The organism is Mesorhizobium sp. P2_F8 (genome assembly GCF_056403655.1).
Genome location: NZ_JBFUFB010000002.1, coordinates 278,781 through 301,980, shown reverse-complemented (window position 1 = coordinate 301,980; position 23,200 = coordinate 278,781). Strand labels below are relative to the sequence as shown.

The following is a 23,200-nucleotide window of genomic DNA, read 5'->3' as shown; positions in this document are numbered from 1 at the left end:
ACGATTTTCTTTTCCCGAGGCCAGATCTTTCCCAAGGATGACACGATGAGCGCGCTTTCCATCACCGATGTCGAGAAGGCCTATGGCAAGGCGAAGGTTATCCACGGCGTGTCGGTGGACATTGCTTCGGGCGAATTCGTCACCCTCGTCGGCCCATCCGGTTGCGGCAAGTCGACCTTGCTGAGGATGATCGCCGGGCTGGAAGACATCAGCACCGGCGAGATCGCGCTCGAAGGCAAGGTCATCAACGACATCGCGCCGAAATCGCGCGACATCGCCATGGTGTTCCAGAACTATGCGCTCTACCCGCATATGACCGTGCGCGAGAACATGGCTTTCGCGTTGACGCTGAAGAAGGAAAACAAGCGCGAAATCGACGACAAGATTGCGCGCGCCGCGACAATCCTGGGACTGCAGGATCTGCTTGAGCGTTATCCGCGCCAGCTTTCCGGTGGCCAGCGCCAGCGTGTCGCCATGGGCCGCGCCATCGTGCGCGAGCCGAAGGTCTTCCTGTTCGACGAGCCGCTCTCCAACCTCGATGCCAAGCTGCGCGTGCAGATGCGCACCGAAATCAAGGCGCTGCACCAGCGCCTGGGAACCACCATCGTCTATGTCACTCACGACCAGGTCGAAGCCATGACCATGGCCGACAAGATCGTCGTCATGAATGGCGGCATCGTCGAACAGGTCGGCGCCCCGCTCGATCTCTACGACCGGCCGGCCAACCTGTTCGTAGCCCAGTTCATCGGCTCGCCGGCGATGAACATCCTGCAAGGACGCAGCACCGCCGACGGCTTCACCACCGGCGACGGTATGATCTTTCCGCTGCCTGTGCCGGAACAGACCGAAAGCGCCGTCGCCTGGGGCATCCGGCCCGAACATCTCAGGCTTTCCGACAGCGGCGTGCCGGCAGTGGTCGAAGTGGTCGAGCCGACCGGTTCGGAAACCCTTGTCATTGCCAAAGCCGGCAACAACACGCTGAGCGCGCTGCTGCGCGAGCGGATCCGCGTGATGCCGGGTCAGCAGGTTTTCCTGGCCCCGGACCTGACACAGCTCCATCTGTTCAACACCGAGGGTCGGCGCATCACGTCCACGATCCAATAGATCGCGGCGGCTACGACACCGATGAGGAAAGGCAGGCGCCGGCGCCGGCTCTTTTTGTCCTATCCGATAAGATGCCTCAGAATGCCCGCCGAGGCGACCCCGATCAGCACGGTCGGCAGCATGGAGAACCGTGTTGCGGCGACAAAAGTGATGGTCAGCGCCAGAAGGTCAGCCGGGTTCCTCGACACGAAGGCCGGTGCGATCACCGAGATCAGCACGCAGCCGGGTGCAGCCTCCATCACCGCCGTGGCACGGACGCTGAGCGTGCGGTTGCGCAGCACGAGATAGCCGCCGATCCGGGTCAGATAGGTGACGCCGGCCATCAGCACGATGGTGAAAAGGGTCGTCGCGTCGATCATGTTTCTCTCCAGAAGAACCAGGCCGAGACCAGCCCCGACACGGCGCCCGCCGCGACATACCAGGCGCCGGGAACCATGAGATAGGTCAGCGCCGCGACGACCAGGCTGACCAGCCAGGGCCGCGCGGCGGCCACGCCCTTCCACATGCCACGCATCAACACCAGGAAGACGGCCGGAAACGCCATGTCGAAACCATAGGTCTCGACATGGCCCAGCATCGGGCCGAGCAAGGCACCCAGCGTGGTGAACGCCACCCAGGTGAGATACATCGCCAGCGCCGCACCCATATAGTAGCGCGGGCTGAAGGCTGGCGTAATACCAGCCGCGGCGCGCTGCCTGGCGTCGGCAAGCCCGAGCGCCCAGCTCTCGTCGCATAGGAAGAACAGCGCCGGAAACATCTTGCGCCGCGGCAGGTGACGCAGGAACGGCGCCAATGCAGCCCCCATCAGCAGGTGCCGGCTGTTGACCAGGAAGGTGATGGCGACGATGAGCAGGATGTGTGGCGGCGACGTCCACAGCTGGATCGCCGCGAATTCCGAGCCGCCGGCAAAATTCAGCCCCGTCATTGCCGAGAGTTCGACGACGCTCAAGCCTTTCTGGGTGGCCTGGGCGCCGAGCACCAGCGCATAGGGGATGGTGCCGAACAGCACCGGCGCGCATGACGCCACGCCACGGCGGAACTCGGACGTCGAACCATCGCCTGCCGCCTCGACTGCCTGTGAAATGCTCATGCTTTGCCATCGGTCGGCCTCGCGGCCGCCGCTTCCAATTGCGTTTGAAATCAGTGATGTCGGCGGCAAACATACCAACACCGTCCAGCAATTTGGTTGCGAAGATTGTTGTATTTCATCTAATTTTGGCATTGAGTGTCGCAAACTTCCAAGAAAATGGAATCTGTAGCCATGAAGCTGGATGAGATCGACAAGCGCATCCTGCGGGCACTGCAGCGCGACGGCCGCATGGCCAACAATGATCTGGCCAACGAGGTCGGGCTGTCGCCATCACCTTGCCTGCGGCGCGTGAAGCTGCTGGAGGAGGCCGGCGTCATCGACCGCTATGTCGCCGTGCTCAACCCGGCCAGCATCGGCAAGGGCCTGACCTTCTTCACCCGCATCTGGCTGAAGCAGCAGGACGAGGACACGATCGAGCATTTCGCCACCGAAGTGGCCAAGCTGCCGCAGGTGATGGAATGCTATCTGATGCTCGGCGATTGCGATGCCCTGGTGCGCGTGGTGGCGGCCGGCATCGACGACTACCGCCGCTTCCAGTCGGAGCATCTGAGCCGCATCAAGGGTGTGCAGAACGTCAAGACCGACGTCCCCAGCCAGACGATCAAATACACATCCGAACTGCCGCTATGACGCATGTCGCCCAAGAGTGTGAAGCGGTTTTGGGACCACGACATGCGTCCAAATGTCGCCCAAAAGTGCGAAGCGGTTCTGGGAGCGTGACACGCCGCCTGTAGAAGGCGGCCGGGGCGACCGGAAAAGGCGCCAGTTAGACTGGATAAAAAATGCAACCGGATTGTAGGATCGGTCTCAGTGCCGGCGTCCTTCGGACGCAAGCAGCGCGCTGCGCTGCCCTCTGGCATGGGAGAAAAAATATGAGCCTTTCCTATCGTTGGGTCATCGTCGCGGCTGGCGCGCTGATGTCCTGTGTCGCCATCGGCACGATGTTTTCGCTGGCGATCTTCCTCGAACCGATGGCGATCGACACCGGCTGGTCGCGCGCCGGCATTTCGAGCGCCATGACCCTCAACTTCCTGGTGATGGGCCTTGGCGGCTTCGCCTGGGGCGCCCTGTCCGACCGCTTTGGCGCCCGCATCGTCGTGACGATCGGCGCGGTGCTGCTCGGGCTGGCACTGGTGCTGGCCAGCCGCGCCGGCTCGCTGCTGAGCTTCCAGATCACCTACGGCGTGCTGGTCGGCCTCGCGGCCAGTGCCTTCTTCGCGCCGATGATCGCGCTGACATCAGGCTGGTTCGACACCAACCGCAGCCTTGCCGTCTCGCTGGTCTCGGCCGGGATGGGCGTAGCACCCATGACGATCTCGCCCTTCGCTCGCTGGCTGATCTCGGCCTATGAATGGCGCACCGCCATGTTCGACATCGGCATCACGGCATGGGTGCTGCTGTTGCCGGCCGTGCTGCTGGTCCGCCAGCCGCCGAAGCCAGCCGTGGCCGATATCGGTTCCGCTCCCGTTGCCGAAGGCGCCGGCCTGACGGCCGGCCAGGCGCTGGGCTCACCGCAATTCATCGTGCTCGGGCTGACCTTCTTTGCCTGCTGTGCTGCCCATTCCGGGCCGATCTTCCATATGGTCAGCTATGCCATGCTGTGCGGCGTGGCGCCCATGGCGGCGGTGTCGATCTACAGCGTCGAGGGCCTAGCTGGGCTTGGCGGGCGGCTTCTCTACGGCGTGCTTGCCGATCGGCTCGGCGTCAAGCCGGTGCTGATCGCGGGCCTGGCGATCCAGGCGATCGTCATTGCCGCCTATCTCAGCATCAGCCAGCTCGAGCAGTTCTACATGCTGGCCGTCATCTTCGGCGCCACCTATGGCGGCGTGATGCCGCTCTATGCGGTGCTGGCGCGCGAGTATTTCGGCCAGCGCATCCTGGGCACCGTGTTCGGCGCCGCGACCATGCTGTCCAGCCTCGGCATGGCGCTCGGTCCGCTGGCAGGCGGTATGGTGTTCGATGCCTACGCCAACTATTCCTGGCTGTTCATCGGCTCGGCCATCATCGGCCTTGGCGCGGTCGGCATCGCGATCGCCTTCCCGCCGCTGCCGCGCCGGCAGTTACAGACCGCGTGATCTCGGGAATCTAGTCGAAATGGGCTTGCAGCACGGCTCGAAATTTTTGCATCGTCTTTTCGGTTGTCTGCGCATCGGCAGCCGCAAAGCCCATGACAAGCCCGTTTTGTTCCGAGCCGTGACGGTACTGGATCGATAGAGCCGAGACGTTGATCCCCTGTTGGAGCAACGCCTCGGCAATCGCCGCGTCGTTACATGTATCGCGGAAAATGCCGACAACCTGGATGCCGGATTCGGTTGAATGGAAAACCAGCCATTCTCCGAGATGCCTTTGAGCGCTCTCCAGGAAGAACTGCCGCCTGTCCGCATAGAGGCGTCGCATGCGCCTGAGATGGCGGGTGAAGTGCCCCTCGTTCATGAAGTCCGCCAGTGCTGCCTGGGCAAGCAATGGGGCGAACTGGCCGGTCACGCTCAGCGCCGAGACGATTGTGTGGTCTATCGCCTTGGGCGCCACCAGAAAGCCGAGGCGCATGGCCGGAAACAGGATTTTCGCGAAGGTACCGACATAGACCACGCGGTTCGACGCGCCGATGCCCTGCAGCGCCGGTATAGGCTGCCCCTGAAAACGGTATTCGCCGTCGTAGTCGTCCTCGATGATCCATGACCGCCAGGTCTCGGCCATGTGCAGGAGATTGAGCCGCTGTTCCATCGGCATGGTTATGCCGAGCGGATGATGGCAGGAGGGCGTCACGAAAATCATGCGCGGAATGACAGGCGGTGGATCGAGGTTCCAGCCTGCATTGCCCACGCGCAGCGGCGCCAGTTTCGCCCCAGCCGAGACGAAAGCCGAACCCGCCCCGTAGTATCCCGGCTCCTCCATCCACACCGTGTCGCCTTCATCGATCAGCAGCCGGGCCAGAAGATCGAACGCCGACTGCGCGCCATTGGTCACGACGATCTGCTCGGCGGAGCACTGAACGCCCCGCGACGCGGTGAGATAGCGAGCGATAGCTTCGCAAAGAGGTGGATAGCCTTTGACGTGATAGGTCCCGAAAAGGTCGATATGCGCAAATTTTGCGCGGCGGCTGAGCAGTTTCGACCAGGTGTTGAACGGAAAATTGTCCGGGTCCGGCATGCCGGGATGAAATGCGAGCATGCCGGGTCGGCCGTGATGATAGGGTTGAGCGAGCATGGCCTGCCCGCGCAATGATATCGGATTCTCACCCTCGACCGATACATGCTCCGCGGCGGTCGAACGGGTCGGCAGATCCATGACCACCGAGGGCCGGCGTGGCCTTATCGCCAGATAACCCTCGAGCGCCAGCTGGTCGCAAGCGGCAATCACCGTGTTGCGGCCCACCTGCAGATCCCGCGCCATGACCCGTGTCGAGGGCAGCGCATGGCCGCTCGGCAGCACGCGCCGTTCGATCAGACCGCGCAACTGGACGTAGAGCTGCCTGTGCAGGTTGGCGGAACTGCCGCGATCCAGCGCAACACCGTCGATTGGAAAACTCGTCTTCATCGTGGTTCCGAAAAATCAATGCAAACTGGCTCTAACAATGGAACCAAAGCAGTCCTAGGCTCAAGAAAAATGCGTTCAGGGTTCAGGTGGGGCTGACCGATGCAGTGCATAAGGGTGGGAGTGATCGGTGTGGGAGGCGTCGCCCAGGTCGAGCACATCCCGAATCTGCTCAAATTGCACCGGCAGTTCAAGATCCTCGGCGTCTATGATCCTTCGCGCAAAACCCGCGCCTTTGTCGGCGAGGAATTCGGCCTCGCTACATTCGCCGATCTCGACGGACTTCTAGCGATGCCGCTTGACGCCGTGGTCATAGCCTCCCCCGATGCCTTGCACTGGGAACAGGCTCTCGCCGCCTTCGCCCGGGGGCTGCACGTCTTCTGCGAAAAGCCGCTTTGCTACAGCGCCGGGGACATCGACGACCTGATCGCCGCCAGGGATCGCGCCGGCAAGGTGCTTCAGGTTGGCTACATGAAGCGTTTCGATCCGAGCTACGAGGCGGCGCTGAAGATGCTGCCGGGCACGGCGCGGACGCTTCGCTACATTTCGGTCGAGGTCAACGATCCCGACGCGTGGCCGTTCGTGCGGCACCAGTCCACATGCCGGGGTGACGACGTCGCGGTGGATCTGGTTGCCGCGACCGAAGCCAGGCAGCGCGAGCAGGTGGATCGAGCGGTGCCTGGACTGGATGACCCCGACGCCTTTCGTGGTTTTGTCGGCGCCTATTGTTCAGCGATCGTGCACGACGTGAACGCCGTCCACGGGCTGCTCGATGCGCTCGGCGTCACAGATGGCGACATTGTCGGCGCCTCGCTTTTTGCCAGGGGTGAAGGCGGCCAGGGTGCCGTGCGGCTGCTCGGTGGCCAGGCGCTGTGGAACATGGTGCATCTGGCCGTACCTGGGCTCGCCGACTACCGAGAGCGCATAACGCTCTACTTCGACCAAGCCTCGCTCGAACTGGAATTCCCCTCGCCCTATCTCAACCACCAACCGACACGGCTGACCCTGCGCACCAGCGACGGCCACACGCTTTCCAGCCGCGACATCCGCAGCGGATACGAAGAGGCGTTTGTCGAGGAGTTGAAGGGTTTCTGGTCGGCGATCGTCGAAGGCACGCCGGTGCGTAACACCGCCGAGCAGGCGCGTCGCGACATGAAGCTGCTGGCCGGGCTCACCCGGCGCCACCTTGCCCAGCTCAAGCAATCAGGAGCTCGCCCGTGACGGTTCGCATCGGCATAAACCCGATCACCTGGAGCAATGATGACGTGCCGGAACTCGGCGGCGATACGCCACTTGAGGTCTGTCTCGGCGAGACCAAACGGGCCGGCTATTCCGGCACTGAACTTGGCGGCAAGTTCCCGCGCCGGTCGGCCGAGCTGAAGCCGATCATGGAGCGCTATGGCCTTGCCGTGATTTCGGGCTGGTATGATGGCCGCTGCGACGAGAAGGAAGTCAGCGCGGAAATGGATGCGATCATGCCGCATCTCCAGCTGTTGAAGGATATGGGCGCGGCGCACGTCGTTTATGCCGACACCTCGCGCGGACGCCATGACGCCATCTGGGGACCGATCTCGCAACGCCCGGCACTGAACCCGCAGGAATGGCCGGCCTACGGCCGCAAACTGACCGCGCTGGCCGAGCGGATGGCGGATTTCGGCGTGCGCATGGCCTTTCACCATCATATGGGGACCATCGTCGAGACCGATGCCGAGGTCGCCCTGCTGATGCGCCACACCGGCGAGGCCGTTGGCCTGCTCTACGACACCGGCCATTCGACATTTTCGGGCGGCGACCCGCTGGCTTTGATCAGGGCGCACGTCAAGCGCGTCGTGCACGTGCATTGCAAGGACGCGCGCAAGGCCGTGCTTGATCGGGCCCGTGCGCAAGACATGAGTTTCATGGGAGCGGTCATGGACGGGATATTCACCGTTCCCGGCGACGGGTTCATCGATTACCCGGCCATTTTGCGCGTGCTTGCCGACAACGGCTACAGCGGCTGGCTGGTCGTCGAGGCCGAGCAGGATCCCAGCAAGGCCAACCCGCTGACCTACGCGACAATGGGATTCCGGAATTTGTCGCGCATGGCTGGGGAAGCCGGATTTACTGTCAGGGAATGATCGAGGCCACTATTCGGTCTCCAGGGAACCAGTGCTGATGAATGAAACTGGACAGGGGTGTGCGAAGATTCAGGTCATGGAATAACAACACACCTTGAAGGGGCAACTGGACTGCCGACCGTAACTGCGGCGGYGGAAAACAAACAGGAGGTTGTTATGTTTTCGCTTGCGAAATTAATAAAGCCTGCGCTCGGCCTGCTGGCCGGCGCTACGATGATGGCGGCGGCCACCAATCTTGCGGCCGCCGATGATACGCACGTGGTGTTTGTAACCCATGGCCAGAGCGGCGACCCCTACTGGTCGGTCGTGAAGAACGGCATGGACGATGCGGCCAAGACCCTGGGCGTCAAGGCCGAATATCTGGCGCCCGAAACATTCGACATGGCCAAGATGGCGCAAATGATCGACGCCATTACAGCCTCGAAGCCCGATGGGATGGTTGTTTCGATCCCCGACGCCGCGGCCCTTTCAGGTCCGGTCAAGAATGCCGTTGCCGCCGGCATCCCGGTCATCGTCATCGATTCTGGCGGTTCGAAGCTGACCCATGATCTTGGCGGCCTGCTGTTCATGGGACAGGACGAATTTCAGGCGGGCGTCATGGCCGGCGAGCGCATCAAGGCACTCGGCCTCACCAAGGCGGTCTGCGCCAATCACGAGGTGGGCAATTCCAGCCTTGACGATCGCTGCGCGGGCTTTGCCAAGGGGCTGGGCGTCGATGTTCCGGTGATGAACGGCGTCATCGACCCGACCGAAATGAAGAACCGCATGATCGCCTATATGACCGCCCATGCCGATACGCAATTCATTCTCGCTGTCGGCGCCAGCGGTGCCGAACCAACGCTGGCCGCGCTCGATGAAATGGGCCTTGCGGGCAAGGTGAAAACCGGCACGTTCGATCTGTCTCCAACCATCCTGCAGGCCGTTGTTGCCGGCAAGATGGAGTGGGGCATTGACGCCCAGCAATATGCCATGGGCTATATCCCGGTCGCGATGTTCGACCTTTGGAAGAAGTACAAGATCATGCCGATCGCCGACTATCCGACAGGCCCCGGTTTTGTCACCAAGGATACTGCCGCCTCTGTCATCGATCTGGCAAAACAGGGCAAGCGTTAACCGCTGGCGGCCGGGCCCCGGCCCGGCCGCTTTCACTGATGAAGGTAACGCATCCATGGCTGCAGAGGTTCGCGACGAGCGGATCCGGTCCGTCTCCCGCCTGAGCCGCCTGTTGAGCAGGCCGGAACTTGGCGCGGCGGCCGGAACCGTTCTGGTCTTTGTGTTCTTCGCCATCACGGCGGGAAATACGGGACTTTTCAGTGCCAAAGGGATCATCAATTTCCTCGAGGTCTCGGCCCAGCTTGGCATTCTCGCCGCACCCGTGGCCCTGTTGATGATCGCGGGCGAGTTCGACCTGTCGGTAGGCTCGATGATTGGCTTTGCCGGGATCCTGATCGCGATCCCTTCCGTATTCTGGGGCTGGCCCATCTGGCTTTCGCTGCTGTTTTCCTTCGCTGTTTGCGGCGGTATCGGTGCGCTCAACGGGCTCGCCGTCGTCAAGACCGGGCTGCCCTCCTTCATCGTGACGCTCGGAAGCCTGTTCATGCTGCGCGGCCTGACACTCGGTCTCACGCGCGGCATATCCGGGCGGACCCAGGTTTCGGGCGTGCATGAACTGGCGTTGAACGATCCTCTCAACAGCCTGTTTTCGGGGCAGGTGTTTTCCGGCCTGATCGCCTGGCTTTCGGACATGGGCCTGGTCGGCAAGCGGGCGGACGGACTGCCGTCAATTTCCGGCATTCCGGTGTCGATCGTCTGGTGGATCGCATTGACCTTGATCTGCACCTGGTTGCTGACGCGCAGCCGCTTCGGCAACTGGATCTTCGCCGCCGGCGGTGAAGCCAACGCAGCGCGCAATCTCGGTGTACCGGTGGCCCGCACCAAGATCACGCTGTTCGTCATGACGGCCATGGCGGCCGCGCTCTTTGCGGCGATCCAGGTCCTGGTCACCGGCTCGGCCGACACGCTGCGCGGCACCCAAAAGGAATTCGAGGCCATCATTGCCGTCGTCATCGGCGGCACGTTGCTTACCGGCGGCTACGGGTCGGCCGTCGGCGCCATGTTCGGCGCATTGATCTTCGGCGTGGTGCAGATGGGCATCTTCTACACCGGCATCGACACGGACTGGTTCAAGCTGTTCATGGGCGCCATGATGGTCATCGCGGTGCTGTTCAACAGCTATGTGCGCAACCGCGCCATGAGGAGCCGGTGATGGCCGAGCCCTATGTCGAACTGAAGTCGGTCAGCAAGTATTTCGGGTCGGTCGTTGCGCTGAAGGATGTGTCGTTCGACGTATGTCCGGGCGAAGTCCATTGCCTGCTTGGCGACAACGGCGCGGGCAAGTCGACGCTGATCAAGACGCTGTCCGGCGTCTACGCGCCAGACGAGGGTGAAATCCGCGTCCAGGGCAAGCCGACGAGGTTTGCGTCACCGGCCGATACGCGCAACAGCGGCATCGCAACGGTCTATCAGGACCTGGCTTTGGTGCCGCTCATGAGCGTGGCGCGAAACTTTTTTCTCGGGCGCGAGCCAATGCGCAAGTTCGGCCCGATCAGCCAGTTTGACGCCGAGTTCGCCAACCGCACCGCGTATGACGAATTGTCGGCGATGGGCATCCAGCTGCGTGATCCGGAACAGCCTGTCGGCACGCTTTCGGGCGGGGAACGGCAGTGTCTGGCTATCGCCCGCGCCGTTTATTTCGGCGCCAAGGTGCTGATCCTGGATGAGCCGACATCGGCGCTGGGGGTCCATCAGGCATCCGTGGTCCTGAAGCTCATCGTCCAATCCAAGGCGCGCGGCATCGGCGTCATCTTCATTTCCCACAACGTTCATCACGCCTATGTGGTCGGCGACCGCTTTACCTTGTTGAAGCGCGGCAGATGCACCGGCACCTACGCGAAAAGCGAAATCGATCGCGACCAGTTGCTCAATCTGATGGCGGGCGGCAAGGAACTGGTCGATCTGGAACAAGAACTGAATAAAGCGGTCAAAGGCAGCCCCGCGTAAGGGAGCAAAGGTCAAACAGGTGGCGCAAAGCAGACGGCCGTCGCCTCGACCGGTCCAGCCCTACCCGAAGATCCGCTCGCCCTGCTCGTCGACCAGCTGGATGCCCTTCTTGATCGAGATGTCGACGGCGTCGTCGAGCCCGGCGAAGCGGTCGGCGCGGATGAATTTGTGCTCCTTGATGACGCCATCGACCTCCTTGGAGACGACGCCGCAGGTCTGGTACTGGCCCTCGGCCTTGTAGGGCGTGGCGCTGATCAGGAACCCCTTGTGCTCGACCTGTTTGGCTGGCGCTGCGGTCTTCGGCTCACCTGCCTCGGCTCCGCCACCACCGCCGAAAAGACGCTTTAGAAAAGACATCGCTCAAATCTCCCTGTTCGCCTTGCAATCGCGGCCTGCCCTGTTCGCGATTCACGACGGCTGTTGTTCCAGCATGCGCGAATGTGCCGCCGCATTCCAGCCCCCTGATGAAGGCGTCGGCTGGCAGATCGATCTCGTCAGCCTGCCGCGGCCCGTCAATCGAAATGACAAAAAGCCCGGGGGTTCCCGAGCTTTTGTCTGTTCTGGCTTTTGGCTGTACTGGACGGGCGGCTTCAGCCGCGCGACAGCGCTTCCAGCGCCTCGGCGGCGCCTTCGAGAATGGCGATCGCCTCAGCCTGCTTGTCCGCCGGGGCATCGACGAAGTCACCGAGTGCCGCACGCAGTCGGTGACGGACAGTGCGGAATTCGTCACGCGCCTCCGAGCGGCCACCACGACCGCCACGACGACCGCCCTCTTCGCTCTCGTCGTTCCAACCGAACCAGTCGCGCGCCTTGGCCATCTTGCGGCCGAAGCGCTCGAGGTGGTCGAGCACGCCGTCGATCATCTCGCGGTTGTCGTTCAGATGCGCCTGCCCGGCTTCGGTGATCGAAAACACCTTCTTGTTGCCGTCGGCCGCGGAAGCGGCATAGCCGGCCTCTTCCAGGAAGGTCAGCGTCGGGTAGACCACGCCCGGGCTCGGGCTGTAGATGCCGCTGGTGCGCTCTTCCAGCGCCTTGATGATGTCGTAGCCGTGGCGCGGTGCCTCGGCCAGCAGCGACAGTGTGATCAACTTGAGATCACCGTCGGCCAGCATGCGGCCGGCGCGGAACATGTCGCCCGGGCCGCCGCGTCCGCCGCCACGACCGCCATGGCCGAACGGGCCAAAGCCGCCGCCACGGCCGCCGAACTTGCCGGCCATGTGCATGAACATGCGCTCGCCGAAATGATTGTGCCCGAATTGCTTGTGCATTGATTGCTCCTTGAGTTCTATCTTACGATATATTTGAGTTCTATCTTACGATATATCTTAATTAGGCACACCAATCGCTGGAGTCAAGATATATCTTACGATGTATCTGAATACGACTCCAGAGGCTTGCTTTTGCCGGAACGCGCCGCTAGAAGGCCCGCGAGCGCCACGGCTGCTCCGTAAGCGTCTGACGTCAAGCAACGCATCCAACCCCGGTCTTTCCGGGCAATTGCGCCGAAAACCGGCGAATGGATGCCAAATGCGACGGACCGGACACTTCAGGGAACCTCCCAAAATGACTGCAAGAAATCGGCGCCGGAAGCTGCCCGCGCGCTATGCTGCCATCGTCAGCCCGCTGGTGCTGTCACTGTTGATGACCTTCATTGTCTCATTCATCTCGACACTGAAAAGCCTTGGTTTCCACCCCAGCCTGCCGTCCATCTGGATGACCGCCTGGGGTCTGTCCTGGCTGGTGGCGTTTCCAACGCTGCTGCTGGTGCTGCCGGTGGTGCGCCGCATCGTCGGCGCGCTCTGCGAACCGGCCGGCCGATAGGGCCCGGCAGAGGGAGGCTCCGGACCTCCCTTCGCCCCGGTCACCCACGAAGAACCGCTACCAGCGGCCGCTGCGCCGGTTCCAGGCGTAGAGCAGGTCGGCGAACCGATCATAGGCAAAACGCGTCAGCGGCAAGGCAACCGGATTGCCGAACACCGTCGCCAGCCAGCCCTCGCCCGGCGTTGCCTGCCACACGGCAACCGCGACGTCGGCGCCGACCAGCAGTCGGCCGTCGGCGTCGGTGGCGTGCAGCCGGCGGCGGACATCCTCAAGCGACGCACCAAATCGAGCAAGTGCTGCCGGTTCAAGATTGATGTCGCGAAACACGATCCGTCCGGCCTTGACCGCTTCGATCAGCCGCCGCTTTTGCCGGCTGATGCCGGCATCGCAAACCGGGCAGCGTGTGTTGTACCAGACGGTCAGCAAAGGCTTGGTCCGTTGATCGGGCATGATCCTTCCAAAAACCGACACCTGCTTTCCGGGATCATGCTCAGCCGTGGCCATGCCTGTGGTGCAGGTCGGGATAATGCGGATGCCGGTGGCGCATGGGCGCATGCCGGTGCCAGTGCGAATGTGGCTCGCTCACCGGTCCGTCATGATGGTGCTGGTGGTGCTCGTCATGCGCATGGCTGTGCTCGTGTTCCAGTTCCTCGTGGTCGTGCTCGTGCTCATGGCGTTCCGACAGATGCAGCCAGAGGCCGAAGGCCATCAGAAGCCCGGCGACCGCCAGCTTGAGCGTGACGGCGTCACCCAGGATGACGATTGCCAGCAGCGCGCCGATAAAGGGGGCGAGCGAGTAATACGCCCCTGTCCGTGCCGTGCCGAGATGACGCAGCGCCACGATGAACATCACCAAGCTGACCCCGATGACAAAGAAGCCGACGGCCGCGGTGACTGCGACGATCGACGCTGGCGGAAACGAAGCCCCGCCGGCGAGCGCCAACCCGACATTGACGACACCAGCCACCAGCCCTTTGAGCATGGCGATCACCACCGGGTCGGTGGCCGAGATTTTGCGTGTGAAATTGTTGTCCAGCCCCCACGCCAGGCACGCCGCGGCGACGAGCACGGCACCAAGGTTGAAGGCAACGCCCTCACCCTGCCACGACAGCAGAACGGCGCCGGCCAGGATGGCGAAGGCGCCCAGGAGCAGGCGGCGGTCGACATTCTCGCGGTAGACGAGCCAGGCGATCGCCATCGTCGCCAACCCTTCGAGATTAAGCAGCAGCGCGGAACTGGATGCGGTGTTGAGGCCGAGGCCGAACATCAGCAGCACCGGTGCGATAATCCCGCCGGCGCCAATCGCCAGCACCAGCCATGGCATATCCCTGGCGGTCAGTTGCGCCTCGCCAGCGCCGGTGCCGCGCAACAGACGATAGAAGGCCAGCCCGGCGCCGGCGCCAAGATAGAGCAGACCGGCCAGCATGAAGGGATTGACGCTGTCGAGCAGCAGCTTGCACAGCGGCGGCGCCGCGCCGAACAGGATGGCGGAGCCAAGAGCAAGCGGCACGCCGGGCCACAGATGCGCATGTGAATTCGGTTCGGACATGGCCGCATCCTAGTGCATGTCGCCCAAACTGCGCAGCGGATTTGGGCGACATGCATTGGACAAGGACCTGAAAGCGCTTCAGCCTCCGCGCTGTTCTGAGAGCACTACCCGAGCGAGGTGATGATCTCGCGGTAGGCAAATTCGGGGAAGGCTTTCAGCGTCCGCGTCCTGATGTTGCCGGCCGCCGCCAGCATCAGCGAGAAGCGAGCCAGGACCGCGTCGTCGGGCGCTTCAACCACGGCCACCATGTCGTATTCACCCATGGTCAGGTAGAACGCCTTGAACGATCCGCCCATGTCTCCCAGCTGCTTCCTGGCGGCGTCGAGTCGCTTCGGTGAATCGCGCACATTTCTGGCGCCCTGTTCCGTCCAGTTCATCAGCACGATATAGCTTGTCATGCACACCTCCCTCCGGGCCACGGAGCACGGCGGCTTCGCCGGGGCGGGCATCCGGGTTTGTCGCCCAGAAAATGCATCCGACGTCGAAATTATCCTCCCGCAGCGAACATCCTGCAAGGACTACCGAGCCGACGCCCGTCGCTGGGTAAAGGCGAGCCTCGCGAGGCGGCGGCAAAGCGACGGCCGTAAGACGGTCGGCGCCGACCAGAGAAAGCCGGTTTTAAAACCCGCCTAATTGCGGCAATCTCGGTCGTGCCGTCGATCTGGCGGAAATCCCCGGCCGCCGGAGAGCTTCATGCGCGAAACGATCGACCTGCCGCCGGAATCGATCGAGAGTCCTGCCGCATGGACCGGCGAGGACATGGCGAAACATCCTGAGCGTTGGCTGGTCGAACTGGACGCGCGCGACGTCGCGGAACTGGAGTTGGCGGCAACCGGCTTTCTCGCCCGCTCGCAGGACATCGGCAACCTGACCAAGGCTGACTTCCCCTTGCCCCGGCTTGTCGGCCATCTTGCCGCCCTTCGCGAAAAACTGATCGCCGGCATTGGCTTCGAGGTGCTTCGCGGTCTCCCGGTCGAGAGATATTCGGCGGAAATGGCGGCAACGATTTTCTGCGGGATTGGCGCGCATCTGGGAAGCGCACGATCCCAGAATGCCCAGGGCCACATCCTCGGCCACGTCCGCGACACAGGCGCCGACGCCAGGGACGCCACGACGCGCATCTACCAGACCTCTGAGCGCCAGACGTTTCACACCGACTCCGCCGATGTTGTCGGTCTGCTCTGCCTACGTGATGCCATGCAAGGCGGCGAGTCCCTGCTGGTGAGCACAGTGACGATCTACAACGAGATGCGCAAGAAACGGCTCGACCTCACCCGCCTGCTGTTTGATCCGATCGCCACCGACCGGCGCGGCGAGATACCGGAAGGGGAAAAACTCTACTTCGAAATCCCGGTCCTCAACTGGCATGCGGGATTGCTGACCGGCATCTATCAGCGCCAGTACATCGACAGCGCGCAACGCTTTCCGGATGCCATGCGGCTCAGCGCCGCGCATGTCGAAGCGCTGGATCTCTTCGACAGCCTTGCCAATGATCCCAGACTAAACCTGTCGATGCGGCTGCGGCCCGGCGACATGCAGTTCGTCTACAATCATTCGCTGCTTCACGACCGCATCGGCTTTCGGGATTGGCCGGACCCGGACAAGCGGCGCCATATGCTGCGTTTGTGGTTGTCAGTGCCGGGCGACCGACCGCTGCCCGAGTGCTTCAGGCAGCGTTATGGCTCAATAGAGATCGGCAACCGGGGCGGCATCATCGTCAAAGGGACGCGGCTGAACGTGCCGTTGTGGTAGTTCCGGAACGGCGGGCACCCCGCCACGTTGACTGAGGTCCGCCTGACGTCCTTCGATGGGCACGCCGCAGCAGGCATCGGTGTCGGCGTCAATTGAGCTGGTCGGCGACGACGCCGTCCGAGCTCAGCTGTCCAAGAAGCTCCTGAGCTTCCGGCTACGGCTTGGATGCTTCAGTTTCCTGAGCGCCTTGGCCTCGATCTGGCGGATACGCTCGCGGGTGACCGAGAACTGCTGGCCGACTTCTTCCAGCGTATGGTCGGTGTTCATGCCGATGCCGAAACGCATGCGCAAAACGCGCTCCTCGCGCGGCGTCAGCGAGGCCAGCACGCGCGTGGTGGTCTCGCGCAGATTGGCCTGGATCGCCGCATCGATCGGCAGGATCGCCATCTTGTCCTCGATGAAATCGCCCAGATGCGAATCCTCCTCGTCGCCGACCGGCGTTTCGAGCGAGATCGGCTCCTTGGCGATCTTCAGCACCTTGCGCACTTTTTCGAGCGGCATGGCGAGTTTTTCGGCCAGCTCTTCCGGCGTCGGCTCACGGCCGATCTCGTGCAGCATCTGGCGCGAGGTGCGCACGATCTTGTTGATCGTCTCGATCATGTGCACCGGAATACGGATGGTGCGCGCCTGGTCGGCGATCGAACGCGTGATCGCCTGCCGGATCCACCATGTCGCGTAGGTCGAGAACTTGTAGCCGCGGCGGTATTCGAATTTGTCGACCGCCTTCATCAGGCCGATATTGCCTTCCTGGATCAGGTCGAGGAACTGCAGGCCGCGATTGGTGTATTTCTTGGCGATGGAGATGACGAGACGTAGATTGGCCTCGACCATTTCCTTCTTGGCGATCGCGGCTTCGCGCTCGCCCTTCTGCACCTGGTTGACGATCTTGCGGAATTCCAGGATCGAGATCGCCGTTTCGGTGGCCAGATGCTGGATTTCGGCGCGCAGGTCGCGGATGGCGTCCTTCTCGTTCTTGGTGAATTCCTTCCAGCCGCGCGAGGTCAGGTTGCCGATCGCGCGCGTCCAGTTCGGGTCGAGCTCCGAGCCCTGATATTCCTTCAGGAATTCCTCGCGGCGCACGCCGTAGCTTTCGGCGAGCCGCAGGAGCTTACCCTCGTTCTGCACCAGGCGCTTGTTGATGTCGTAGAGCTGTTCGACCAGCGCCTCGATGCGCGCCGTGTTGAGCGACAGCGACTTCACCGCCTTGATCAGCTGGTCCTTCAGCTCCTTCAGCCGGCGGTCCTGGCTGGGCGACAGCGTGCCGGCCGCGGCCAGCCGGTTCTCGACCTGCTGGTCCTGCAGCTTGCGCAGCTTCTTGTAGGTGTCGGCGATGACGTCGAGCGTCTCCATCACCTGGGGGCGGAGTTCCGCTTCCATCGCCGCCAGCGACAGGCTGGCCTCGTCCTCGTCTTCCTCGTCGTCATCGACCAGTCCGCGCGTGTCGGCGCCGACATTGGTGACGTCGTCTTCCTCGTCGCGCGAACGGCGCGGCTTGTCCTCGACTTTGGCTTCCTCGATGCGCTCCACCACCGGCGCCTGCTTGGCCTCGGGGCCGGCATAGGTGGCTTCGAGATCGATGATCTCGCGCAGCAGAATCTTGGATTCGTTGAGCTCATCGCGCCAGATGATGATGGCCTGGAAGGTCAACGGGCTTTCGCACAGGCCCGCGATCATCGTCTCGCGGCCGGCCTCGATGCGCTTGGCGATGGCGATTTCGCCCTCGCGCGACAGAAGCTCGACCGAGCCCATCTCGCGCAGATACATGCGCACCGGATCGTCGGTGCGGTCGGTCGGCTCTTTCTTGGTGGTGGTGGCAGCAACGGCGGTGCCGGTCTGCTCGGCCAGCTCGTTCGCGTCTTCCTCGGCATCAGCCGCAGTGTCTGCGGCCTCGGGCTCTTCGCCCTGCTCGTCGTCCTCGACCACGTTGATGCCCATGTCGGACAGCATCGCCATGGTGTCCTCGATCTGCTCCGAGGTCACTTCCTCGGAGGGCAGCACCGAATTCAGCTCGTCCATGGTGACATAGCCGCGCTTCTTGGCGGCCTTGATCATCTTCTTGACAGCATCATCGGAAAGGTCGAGCAGAGGGCCATCGGTGGCGCCTTCGCGTTCGGTTTCGACCTCTTCCTTTTCCTTTGTCGCCATAGTCTTTATCTTCTCCTAGCGGCCGAACATCAAAGCCGCGTAAGCTGTCGGACCAGTCAAATCGGATGCACTCGCTTATGAGTCGCGCTTCACCGGGCCAGTAACTGCATCTCTCGTTAAGTCCAGATTAACCCTGATATCTGTGGCAGGCAGCTTGCCTGTCCAGTGACCAGTACCTCACATCGTTTATTTCCCGTCGACGCGGGTGCGGGTTAACGTTTCGAATCGTCCTGATTCCGCCATTCTGCCGGAAGGTCAAGCGCCTCTCGCATGATTCGCATGAAAAAAGCGAATCAATTACCCGACTTAGCCCCGCCGCGCGCCATTTGGACGCGCAACAGCGCTTTCACATTTCACTCTCTTGCCGAGCCCGTCCCTGCCCTATCGGCCGGCAAAGGCTCTGTCTTTCTTTTGGTGGAAGCACGAAAAACCGTTCCCACTTTTCGGGATCATGCTTTAAGCCCGCCCGGCCCTGCCCGAGGATACGCCGAATCCTTCGATCAGCGCTTCCGTCGCCTGTACATCCTGAAATTGCGCCTGAATTTCGATCAGGTGCCGGTAGTTTTCGTCTGTGGGATCGGTGGCGAGCGCCGCTTCCGCCTGTTTCAGCTCCTTATGTAAGGTGCGCGCGCTGCGCTGCAAGTGCAGGGCCTGGCTGAAAGCGTCGCGGGCATCCTCGAGGGCTGCAGTCTCCAGCGCCGGCCAGTGCCGCATTCGCCGGATCAGCCCGACCGCCCGCTCCCAGATCTCGGCGCAGCCGGCGCGCTCGATCATTGCCACCACGGCCTGACGGTCATTGGCCATGTCATGCGCCATCGCGTCGAGGATGGCGGCGTGCAGCCGCCTCAGATCGGAGTTGGCGAGATCGAGAAACTCGATATGTGCGAAATTCTCGTCGATCAGCACCGGATGGTTGACCAGCGCGACGATGATCGTCGCCTCGCGCATCGACATCCCCTCGCTGCCGCGCTTGACGAGCGCCGAGCGGCCAAGGCTCTCGGTGATCGGCGTGCGTCCGCCGCCGGCCTTGGCGAATTGTCCGCCCGGCGGCGGCGCCTTGCCCTGGCCCGGGCGCCCGTCCTGGCGGCCTTGCTTGGTACCGCGCTGCGCGCCGAAGAAGCTCAGCACCCGCTCGCGCATCTCCTGTTGATAGTGATAGCGAAGGCTTTCGTCGCGGATGCGACTGGTCAGTTCGCGCAACGTCTTTTCGAGCTCGGCCCGCCGCTCCGGCGTGTCGAAGACGCCGCCGGCCGTTTCGCGCATCCACAGAAGGTCGGCCAGCGGCCGCGCATCCGCCAGCACGGAACGGAAAGCGTCCGGCCCTTCGGCCTTGACCAGGTCGTCGGGATCCTTGCCTTCCGGCAGCAACGCGAAGCGCGCAGAGCGCCCCGCCTGCACCGCCGGCAGGGCCATGTCGGCGGCCCGCCAGGCAGCCTTTAGGCCGGCCTTGTCACCGTCGAAGCACAACACCGGCTCGCCGGCCATGCGCCACAACAACTCGAGCTGGTTTTCGGTGAGCGCCGTGCCGAGCGGCGCCACGACATTCTCGAAGCCGGCCTGCGCCAGCGCGATCACGTCCATATAGCCTTCGACGGCAATGACCGTGCCGCCCTTGGCAAGCGCCTTGCGGGCGCGGGCGAAATTGTAGAGCACGTTGCCCTTGTGGAAGAGCTCGGTGTCGGGCGAGTTCATGTATTTGGCCAACGCATCCGGCGCCAGCGCGCGGCCCCCGAAAGCAATGATCTTGCCACGCGAATCCGGGATCGGGAACATGATGCGGTCGCGGAACCAGTCATAGGAGACCGGAATGTCGTCGCCATGCCGCACCAGCCCGCAGGCCTCGATATCGGCTTTGGGAACACCCCTGGCAGCGAGATGCTCCTTCAGGGCATTGCGGCTGTCGGGCGCGAAGCCGAGCCGGAACGATTGCTGCGTGGCCGGTGTCAGCCCACGATCGCGCAGATAAGCGCGGGCTTTCGCACCCTCCGGCCCCTGCAGGCGCTCCTGGAAGAAGGTGGTCGCCATCTCCATGACGTCCGTCAGGCTGGCGCGCTCCTTTTCGCGCCGCTCCTCCTGCGCATCGCGGACAGGCATCGGCACGCCGGCCATGTCGGCGACCTTCTCGACCGCTTCGGGAAAGCTCATGCCGTCGAGTTCGGTGAGGAACTTGAAATGATCGCCCGACACCGAGCAGCCGAAACAATGGTAGCGGCCCTTCTTGTCCTCGCAGTGGAAGGATGGGCTCTTCTCGCCATGGAACGGGCAGCAGGCCCAATAATCGCCGCGCGGCGCGTTGGTCTTCTTCCTGTCCCACGCCACGCGCTGGCCGATCACCGATGAAATCGGCACGCGGTCGCGGATCTCGTCGAGGAAGGCGGGCGGAAAGCGCATCGGGAAACTCGTTTCCCCACCATATAATCATGCCCGCGGAATCCGACGACCCCTAATGCGGACGATGCCCGGTTTCCACAGGGTAAAAAAGGCGGCCGTTGCGGGCCGCCTTCCCTTCGCCCCCAGCAGATTTGCTGGCCCAGACGGGATCTACTGCCCGGCAAGCGCGCCGAAAATGACGCCGGAGAGGACGCCGACAAGCACATAGTCGTTGCCGACGCGAATCCATTCCTGGCCGCGGCCGGGACGATGCAGGCCATAGCGGCCATAGTCGCGGATCGGCCGGTGCTGCCTCCAACCGGAATACGTCTGGCCATTGCGCCAATGGCTGCGCTTCACAACGATCTTCTTCTTCACGACACGCTTCCTGACGTCGACGTGCTTGCCGGGCTTTTGCCAGTCGACCTGGCTGTAGGTCGACTGCGGGGCGTTCGGCGCATTCATAGGCGCGGCCTGGCCGGCGAGCGACGTGGCGGCCAGCATCGAGAAAGCGAGAGCGGAAAGGACAATGCGTTTCATTGGAAGTCTCCTTGGTTGTCGATGCCCAAGGGATAGTGACCCACCGATGAACCGAAACTGAACACCTGCATTACAATTGTGTAATGAATTCCTTTGCTTATTTAGGAGAGTTGAACATCCTCGCAAAGATCGCGGCCAAACACGCGCGATCCGCCGCGCCACAGCAGCCTGGCAATGCAACCATTTGCGCGTCCGTCCATTTTCCGACACCGCCTGTCGCGGCGCAACGGCCCTTGAAATCGACAAGATTTTATTACCCGGCTAATGTAATGTCGTCATCCTGGTCACTGCCATGAACATGATTCGCACCCTCGTTTCCCCCACTGATCGCCGCGCTTGTCGCATCGCGCACCCCGTTGTCCGCATGCGGAAAGCGACATGAGCGGTTCCGTCGTCCTTCTGCATCTGGCCGGCGCCGTGGCGCTGATGCTGTTTGCCACCCGCATGGTGAAAACCGGCGTAGAGCGCGCCTATGGCGACGTGCTGCGCCATCGTCTGCGCGCCACCATGCGCAATCCGATCATGGCGGTGCTAGCCGGCACCGGCCTCGCCATCGCCTTGCAAAGCTCCACCGCCGTCACACTACTGGTCGGCTCCTTCGCCGGCTCCGGCATCGTCTCGGGCGCTGCCGGGCAGCTTGCCGTGCGCGGTGCCGAAATCGGCTCGGCGCTGGTGGTCAAGCTGCTGACCTTCGATCTCACCCTGCTGGTGCCGCTCTGCCTGATCACCGGCACGGTGATGTTCATGGCCACCGAGCGGCGCGACTGGCGCCAATCCGGCCGCATCCTGGTCGGTATCGGCCTTTTGATCCTGTCGCTGGAAATGATCGGCCAGGCATCGGAGCCGCTGCGCAACAGCCAGCTCATGCCGGTCATCATCAACTACTTCTCCAGCGATTCCATCACCGCCTATCTGTTGGCGGCGCTGATCACCTGGCTGTTCCAGTCGAGCATCGCGGCGGTTCTGTTGATGGCGACGCTGGCCGGCCGTGGGCTAATCACGCCGGAACTCGGCGTCGTCCTCATCCTCGGCGTCAATCTCGGTTCCTCGATCATCGCGCCGATGCTGACGCGCTCGGCGGGGCCTGCCGTGCGCGTCGTGCCGATCGGCAATCTCCTAATGCGCGGGCTTGGCTCGCTGGTCGTGCTGATCCTGTTCATGACCTTCAGGCCGCATGTCGCCTTCCTCGGCACGACGGCGGCGGACCAGATTGTCAACGCTCACATCCTGTTCAATGTGCTGATCCTGCTCGCCGGCTTGCCGCTGGCCGGGTTCGTCTACCGCGCCTCGGAGAAGATCGTGGCACTTGGCACCAAGCCGGCGCCGGCCGCCACACTCGATGTCGTCGAGCTTTCCGCGCTCAACGAGAGCGCGCTGGACGTTCCAAGCCAGGCATTGGCCAATGCCACGCGCGAGGTGGTGCGGGTCTGCGAGACCGTCGAGATCATGCTCAAGCGCATCATCGAGCTGTACGAGAGCGCCGACGCCGACAAGATCAAGGCGCTGGCAGCACTCGACGACCGCGTCGACCGCAAGCACGCGGCGATCAAGCTCTATCTGGCCAAGCTTACCAGGAATCCGCTGACCGAGGACGAGGCGCTGCGTTGCCAGGAGTTGATCGGCGCCTGCGTCAAGCTGGAGCAGGTCGGCGACATCATCGTGCGCAACATGCTGGTGCATGTGAAGAAGAAGCTCGAGCGCGGGCTTGAGTTCACGCCCGAGGGCTGGCGCGAACTCTGCGCTTTTCACGCTTCGGTGCTGGCCAATGCTCGGCTCGCCTTCAACGTGCTGGTATCACGCGATCCCGAGACCGCCCGCCAGCTGGTGCTGGAAAAGGACCAGCTGCGCGACCGCGAGAAGGAAACCAGCGCCAGCCATTTCGTGCGGCTGCGCGACGGAACCGCCAAGAGCGTCGAAACCAGCTCGATCCACCTCGACACCATCCGCGACCTGAAGCAGATCAATTCGCTGTTGGCGTCGATGGCCTATCCGGTGCTGGAAGAGCGCGGCCTGCTCACTGGATCGCGGCTGAAGGCGAGCGGAGGTTGACCCTGCCGGTCTCCCCGCGAGGGAGATCGGCGTTCCACGCCCGCACGCCCACTCAAGAAAACCTAAAGT

22 protein-coding genes are annotated in these 23,200 nt (G+C 62.9%); 11 read left to right on the top strand and 11 right to left on the bottom strand.

What is annotated here, in order from left to right; genetic code table 11:
- Positions 1-45: 45 nt before the first annotated feature.
- On the top strand, positions 46-1,104 hold the full coding sequence (locus tag AC1DZP_RS05160; protein WP_477300567.1) for an ABC transporter ATP-binding protein: 1,059 nt from the start codon (positions 46-48) through the stop codon (positions 1,102-1,104).
- A gap of 59 nt (positions 1,105-1,163) precedes the next feature.
- On the opposite strand, the gene AC1DZP_RS05155 is transcribed toward AC1DZP_RS05160, so the two are convergent.
- Together AC1DZP_RS05155 and AC1DZP_RS05150 are read right to left on the bottom strand one after the other, a co-directional pair.
- The gene (locus AC1DZP_RS05155) at positions 1,164-1,463 is read right to left on the bottom strand and encodes an AzlD family protein (protein ID WP_477300565.1); all 300 of its coding nucleotides are present in this window, start codon (positions 1,461-1,463) and stop codon (positions 1,164-1,166) included.
- On the bottom strand, positions 1,460-2,194 hold the full coding sequence (locus AC1DZP_RS05150; RefSeq protein ID WP_477300563.1) for an AzlC family ABC transporter permease: 735 nt from the start codon (positions 2,192-2,194) through the stop codon (positions 1,460-1,462). Before AC1DZP_RS05150 ends, AC1DZP_RS05155 begins: the two co-directional genes overlap by 4 nt.
- 171 nt (positions 2,195-2,365) lie before the next feature.
- On the opposite strand from AC1DZP_RS05150, the gene AC1DZP_RS05145 reads away from it, so the two are divergent.
- Together AC1DZP_RS05145 and AC1DZP_RS05140 are read left to right on the top strand one after the other, a co-directional pair.
- Complete coding sequence (locus AC1DZP_RS05145) at positions 2,366-2,824, top strand: Lrp/AsnC family transcriptional regulator (protein ID WP_095090987.1); 459 nt, start codon at positions 2,366-2,368, stop codon at positions 2,822-2,824.
- A gap of 242 nt (positions 2,825-3,066) precedes the next feature.
- Positions 3,067-4,269: an MFS transporter gene (locus tag AC1DZP_RS05140; protein WP_477300561.1), complete on the top strand. Its 1,203-nt coding sequence runs from the start codon at positions 3,067-3,069 to the stop codon at positions 4,267-4,269.
- Between the two features lie 10 nt (positions 4,270-4,279).
- Here AC1DZP_RS05140 and mocR read toward each other — a convergent pair whose 3' ends face one another.
- A complete protein-coding gene (gene mocR / locus AC1DZP_RS05135; RefSeq protein WP_477300559.1) occupies positions 4,280-5,731 on the bottom strand; it encodes a rhizopine catabolism transcriptional regulator MocR in 1,452 nt (483 codons plus the stop codon).
- Positions 5,732-5,830: 99 nt separating this feature from the next.
- Between mocR and AC1DZP_RS05130 the strand changes: the two genes are divergently transcribed.
- The 5 genes from AC1DZP_RS05130 to AC1DZP_RS05110 all read left to right on the top strand — a co-directional run bounded on the left by AC1DZP_RS05130 (position 5,831) and on the right by AC1DZP_RS05110 (position 10,905).
- The gene (locus AC1DZP_RS05130) at positions 5,831-6,949 is read left to right on the top strand and encodes a Gfo/Idh/MocA family protein (protein ID WP_477300557.1); all 1,119 of its coding nucleotides are present in this window, start codon (positions 5,831-5,833) and stop codon (positions 6,947-6,949) included.
- Complete coding sequence (gene iolE / locus AC1DZP_RS05125) at positions 6,946-7,845, top strand: myo-inosose-2 dehydratase (protein ID WP_477300555.1); 900 nt, start codon at positions 6,946-6,948, stop codon at positions 7,843-7,845. Before AC1DZP_RS05130 ends, iolE begins: the two co-directional genes overlap by 4 nt.
- Positions 7,846-8,001: 156 nt before the next feature.
- Positions 8,002-8,958, top strand: a complete 957-nt coding sequence (locus AC1DZP_RS05120) for a rhizopine catabolism ABC transporter substrate-binding protein (protein WP_477282545.1) — start codon at positions 8,002-8,004, stop codon at positions 8,956-8,958.
- Positions 8,959-9,013: 55 nt separating this feature from the next.
- Positions 9,014-10,111: an ABC transporter permease gene (locus AC1DZP_RS05115; protein WP_095090981.1), complete on the top strand. Its 1,098-nt coding sequence runs from the start codon at positions 9,014-9,016 to the stop codon at positions 10,109-10,111.
- Entirely contained in the window at positions 10,111-10,905 is a 795-nt protein-coding gene (locus tag AC1DZP_RS05110; protein ID WP_477300552.1) for an ATP-binding cassette domain-containing protein, read from the top strand. Before AC1DZP_RS05115 ends, AC1DZP_RS05110 begins: the two co-directional genes overlap by 1 nt.
- 60 nt (positions 10,906-10,965) lie before the next feature.
- Here AC1DZP_RS05110 and AC1DZP_RS05105 read toward each other — a convergent pair whose 3' ends face one another.
- Together AC1DZP_RS05105 and AC1DZP_RS05100 are read right to left on the bottom strand one after the other, a co-directional pair.
- Positions 10,966-11,262, bottom strand: coding sequence for an HlyU family transcriptional regulator (locus tag AC1DZP_RS05105; protein ID WP_477300550.1), 297 nt, complete (start codon positions 11,260-11,262; stop codon positions 10,966-10,968).
- Between the two features lie 233 nt (positions 11,263-11,495).
- On the bottom strand, positions 11,496-12,173 hold the full coding sequence (locus AC1DZP_RS05100; protein WP_477300548.1) for a PadR family transcriptional regulator: 678 nt from the start codon (positions 12,171-12,173) through the stop codon (positions 11,496-11,498).
- Positions 12,174-12,468: 295 nt separating this feature from the next.
- Here AC1DZP_RS05100 and AC1DZP_RS05095 point away from each other — a divergent pair, with 295 nt between their 5' ends.
- A complete protein-coding gene (locus tag AC1DZP_RS05095) occupies positions 12,469-12,726 on the top strand; it encodes a DUF2798 domain-containing protein (protein WP_477300546.1) in 258 nt (85 codons plus the stop codon).
- 57 nt (positions 12,727-12,783) lie between these two features.
- Here AC1DZP_RS05095 and AC1DZP_RS05090 read toward each other — a convergent pair whose 3' ends face one another.
- The 3 genes from AC1DZP_RS05090 to AC1DZP_RS05080 form a co-directional block, all read right to left on the bottom strand.
- Positions 12,784-13,176, bottom strand: coding sequence for a thiol-disulfide oxidoreductase DCC family protein (locus AC1DZP_RS05090; RefSeq protein WP_477300544.1), 393 nt, complete (start codon positions 13,174-13,176; stop codon positions 12,784-12,786).
- Positions 13,177-13,216: 40 nt separating this feature from the next.
- Positions 13,217-14,275, bottom strand: coding sequence for a DMT family transporter (locus AC1DZP_RS05085; protein ID WP_477300542.1), 1,059 nt, complete (start codon positions 14,273-14,275; stop codon positions 13,217-13,219).
- A gap of 104 nt (positions 14,276-14,379) precedes the next feature.
- On the bottom strand, positions 14,380-14,673 hold the full coding sequence (locus tag AC1DZP_RS05080) for a GYD domain-containing protein (RefSeq protein ID WP_095091717.1): 294 nt from the start codon (positions 14,671-14,673) through the stop codon (positions 14,380-14,382).
- A 295-nt stretch (positions 14,674-14,968) separates the two neighbouring features.
- On the opposite strand from AC1DZP_RS05080, the gene AC1DZP_RS05075 reads away from it, so the two are divergent.
- Positions 14,969-16,027, top strand: a complete 1,059-nt coding sequence (locus tag AC1DZP_RS05075; RefSeq protein WP_477300540.1) for a TauD/TfdA family dioxygenase — start codon at positions 14,969-14,971, stop codon at positions 16,025-16,027.
- A 123-nt stretch (positions 16,028-16,150) separates the two neighbouring features.
- On the opposite strand, the gene rpoD is transcribed toward AC1DZP_RS05075, so the two are convergent.
- The 3 genes from rpoD to AC1DZP_RS05060 all read right to left on the bottom strand — a co-directional run bounded on the left by rpoD (position 16,151) and on the right by AC1DZP_RS05060 (position 21,082).
- The gene (rpoD, locus tag AC1DZP_RS05070) at positions 16,151-18,172 is read right to left on the bottom strand and encodes an RNA polymerase sigma factor RpoD (protein WP_095090975.1); all 2,022 of its coding nucleotides are present in this window, start codon (positions 18,170-18,172) and stop codon (positions 16,151-16,153) included.
- 456 nt (positions 18,173-18,628) lie between these two features.
- Complete coding sequence (gene dnaG / locus AC1DZP_RS05065; protein ID WP_477300539.1) at positions 18,629-20,563, bottom strand: DNA primase; 1,935 nt, start codon at positions 20,561-20,563, stop codon at positions 18,629-18,631.
- Between the two features lie 150 nt (positions 20,564-20,713).
- Complete coding sequence (locus AC1DZP_RS05060) at positions 20,714-21,082, bottom strand: RcnB family protein (RefSeq protein WP_477300537.1); 369 nt, start codon at positions 21,080-21,082, stop codon at positions 20,714-20,716.
- 378 nt (positions 21,083-21,460) lie between these two features.
- Here AC1DZP_RS05060 and AC1DZP_RS05055 point away from each other — a divergent pair, with 378 nt between their 5' ends.
- A complete protein-coding gene (locus AC1DZP_RS05055; RefSeq protein ID WP_477300535.1) occupies positions 21,461-23,131 on the top strand; it encodes a Na/Pi cotransporter family protein in 1,671 nt (556 codons plus the stop codon).
- Positions 23,132-23,200 lie beyond the last annotated feature (69 nt).

Excerpts from the sequence above, each read along its gene's own strand:
- AC1DZP_RS05160 (WP_477300567.1), top strand. The coding sequence starts at position 46 with ATGAGCGCGCTTTCCATCACCGATGTCGAGAAGGCCTATGGCAAGGCG.
- AC1DZP_RS05155 (WP_477300565.1), bottom strand. The coding sequence starts at position 1,463 with ATGATCGACGCGACGACCCTTTTCACCATCGTGCTGATGGCCGGCGTC.
- AC1DZP_RS05150 (WP_477300563.1), bottom strand. The coding sequence starts at position 2,194 with ATGAGCATTTCACAGGCAGTCGAGGCGGCAGGCGATGGTTCGACGTCC.
- AC1DZP_RS05145 (WP_095090987.1), top strand. The coding sequence starts at position 2,366 with ATGAAGCTGGATGAGATCGACAAGCGCATCCTGCGGGCACTGCAGCGC.
- AC1DZP_RS05140 (WP_477300561.1), top strand. The coding sequence starts at position 3,067 with ATGAGCCTTTCCTATCGTTGGGTCATCGTCGCGGCTGGCGCGCTGATG.
- mocR (WP_477300559.1), bottom strand. The coding sequence starts at position 5,731 with ATGAAGACGAGTTTTCCAATCGACGGTGTTGCGCTGGATCGCGGCAGT.
- AC1DZP_RS05130 (WP_477300557.1), top strand. The coding sequence starts at position 5,831 with ATGCAGTGCATAAGGGTGGGAGTGATCGGTGTGGGAGGCGTCGCCCAG.
- AC1DZP_RS05120 (WP_477282545.1), top strand. The coding sequence starts at position 8,002 with ATGTTTTCGCTTGCGAAATTAATAAAGCCTGCGCTCGGCCTGCTGGCC.
- AC1DZP_RS05115 (WP_095090981.1), top strand. The coding sequence starts at position 9,014 with ATGGCTGCAGAGGTTCGCGACGAGCGGATCCGGTCCGTCTCCCGCCTG.
- AC1DZP_RS05110 (WP_477300552.1), top strand. The coding sequence starts at position 10,111 with ATGGCCGAGCCCTATGTCGAACTGAAGTCGGTCAGCAAGTATTTCGGG.
- AC1DZP_RS05105 (WP_477300550.1), bottom strand. The coding sequence starts at position 11,262 with ATGTCTTTTCTAAAGCGTCTTTTCGGCGGTGGTGGCGGAGCCGAGGCA.
- AC1DZP_RS05100 (WP_477300548.1), bottom strand. The coding sequence starts at position 12,173 with ATGCACAAGCAATTCGGGCACAATCATTTCGGCGAGCGCATGTTCATG.
- AC1DZP_RS05095 (WP_477300546.1), top strand. The coding sequence starts at position 12,469 with ATGACTGCAAGAAATCGGCGCCGGAAGCTGCCCGCGCGCTATGCTGCC.
- AC1DZP_RS05090 (WP_477300544.1), bottom strand. The coding sequence starts at position 13,176 with ATGCCCGATCAACGGACCAAGCCTTTGCTGACCGTCTGGTACAACACA.
- AC1DZP_RS05085 (WP_477300542.1), bottom strand. The coding sequence starts at position 14,275 with ATGTCCGAACCGAATTCACATGCGCATCTGTGGCCCGGCGTGCCGCTT.
- AC1DZP_RS05080 (WP_095091717.1), bottom strand. The coding sequence starts at position 14,673 with ATGACAAGCTATATCGTGCTGATGAACTGGACGGAACAGGGCGCCAGA.
- AC1DZP_RS05075 (WP_477300540.1), top strand. The coding sequence starts at position 14,969 with ATGCGCGAAACGATCGACCTGCCGCCGGAATCGATCGAGAGTCCTGCC.
- rpoD (WP_095090975.1), bottom strand. The coding sequence starts at position 18,172 with ATGGCGACAAAGGAAAAGGAAGAGGTCGAAACCGAACGCGAAGGCGCC.
- dnaG (WP_477300539.1), bottom strand. The coding sequence starts at position 20,563 with ATGCGCTTTCCGCCCGCCTTCCTCGACGAGATCCGCGACCGCGTGCCG.
- AC1DZP_RS05060 (WP_477300537.1), bottom strand. The coding sequence starts at position 21,082 with ATGAAACGCATTGTCCTTTCCGCTCTCGCTTTCTCGATGCTGGCCGCC.
- AC1DZP_RS05055 (WP_477300535.1), top strand. The coding sequence starts at position 21,461 with ATGAGCGGTTCCGTCGTCCTTCTGCATCTGGCCGGCGCCGTGGCGCTG.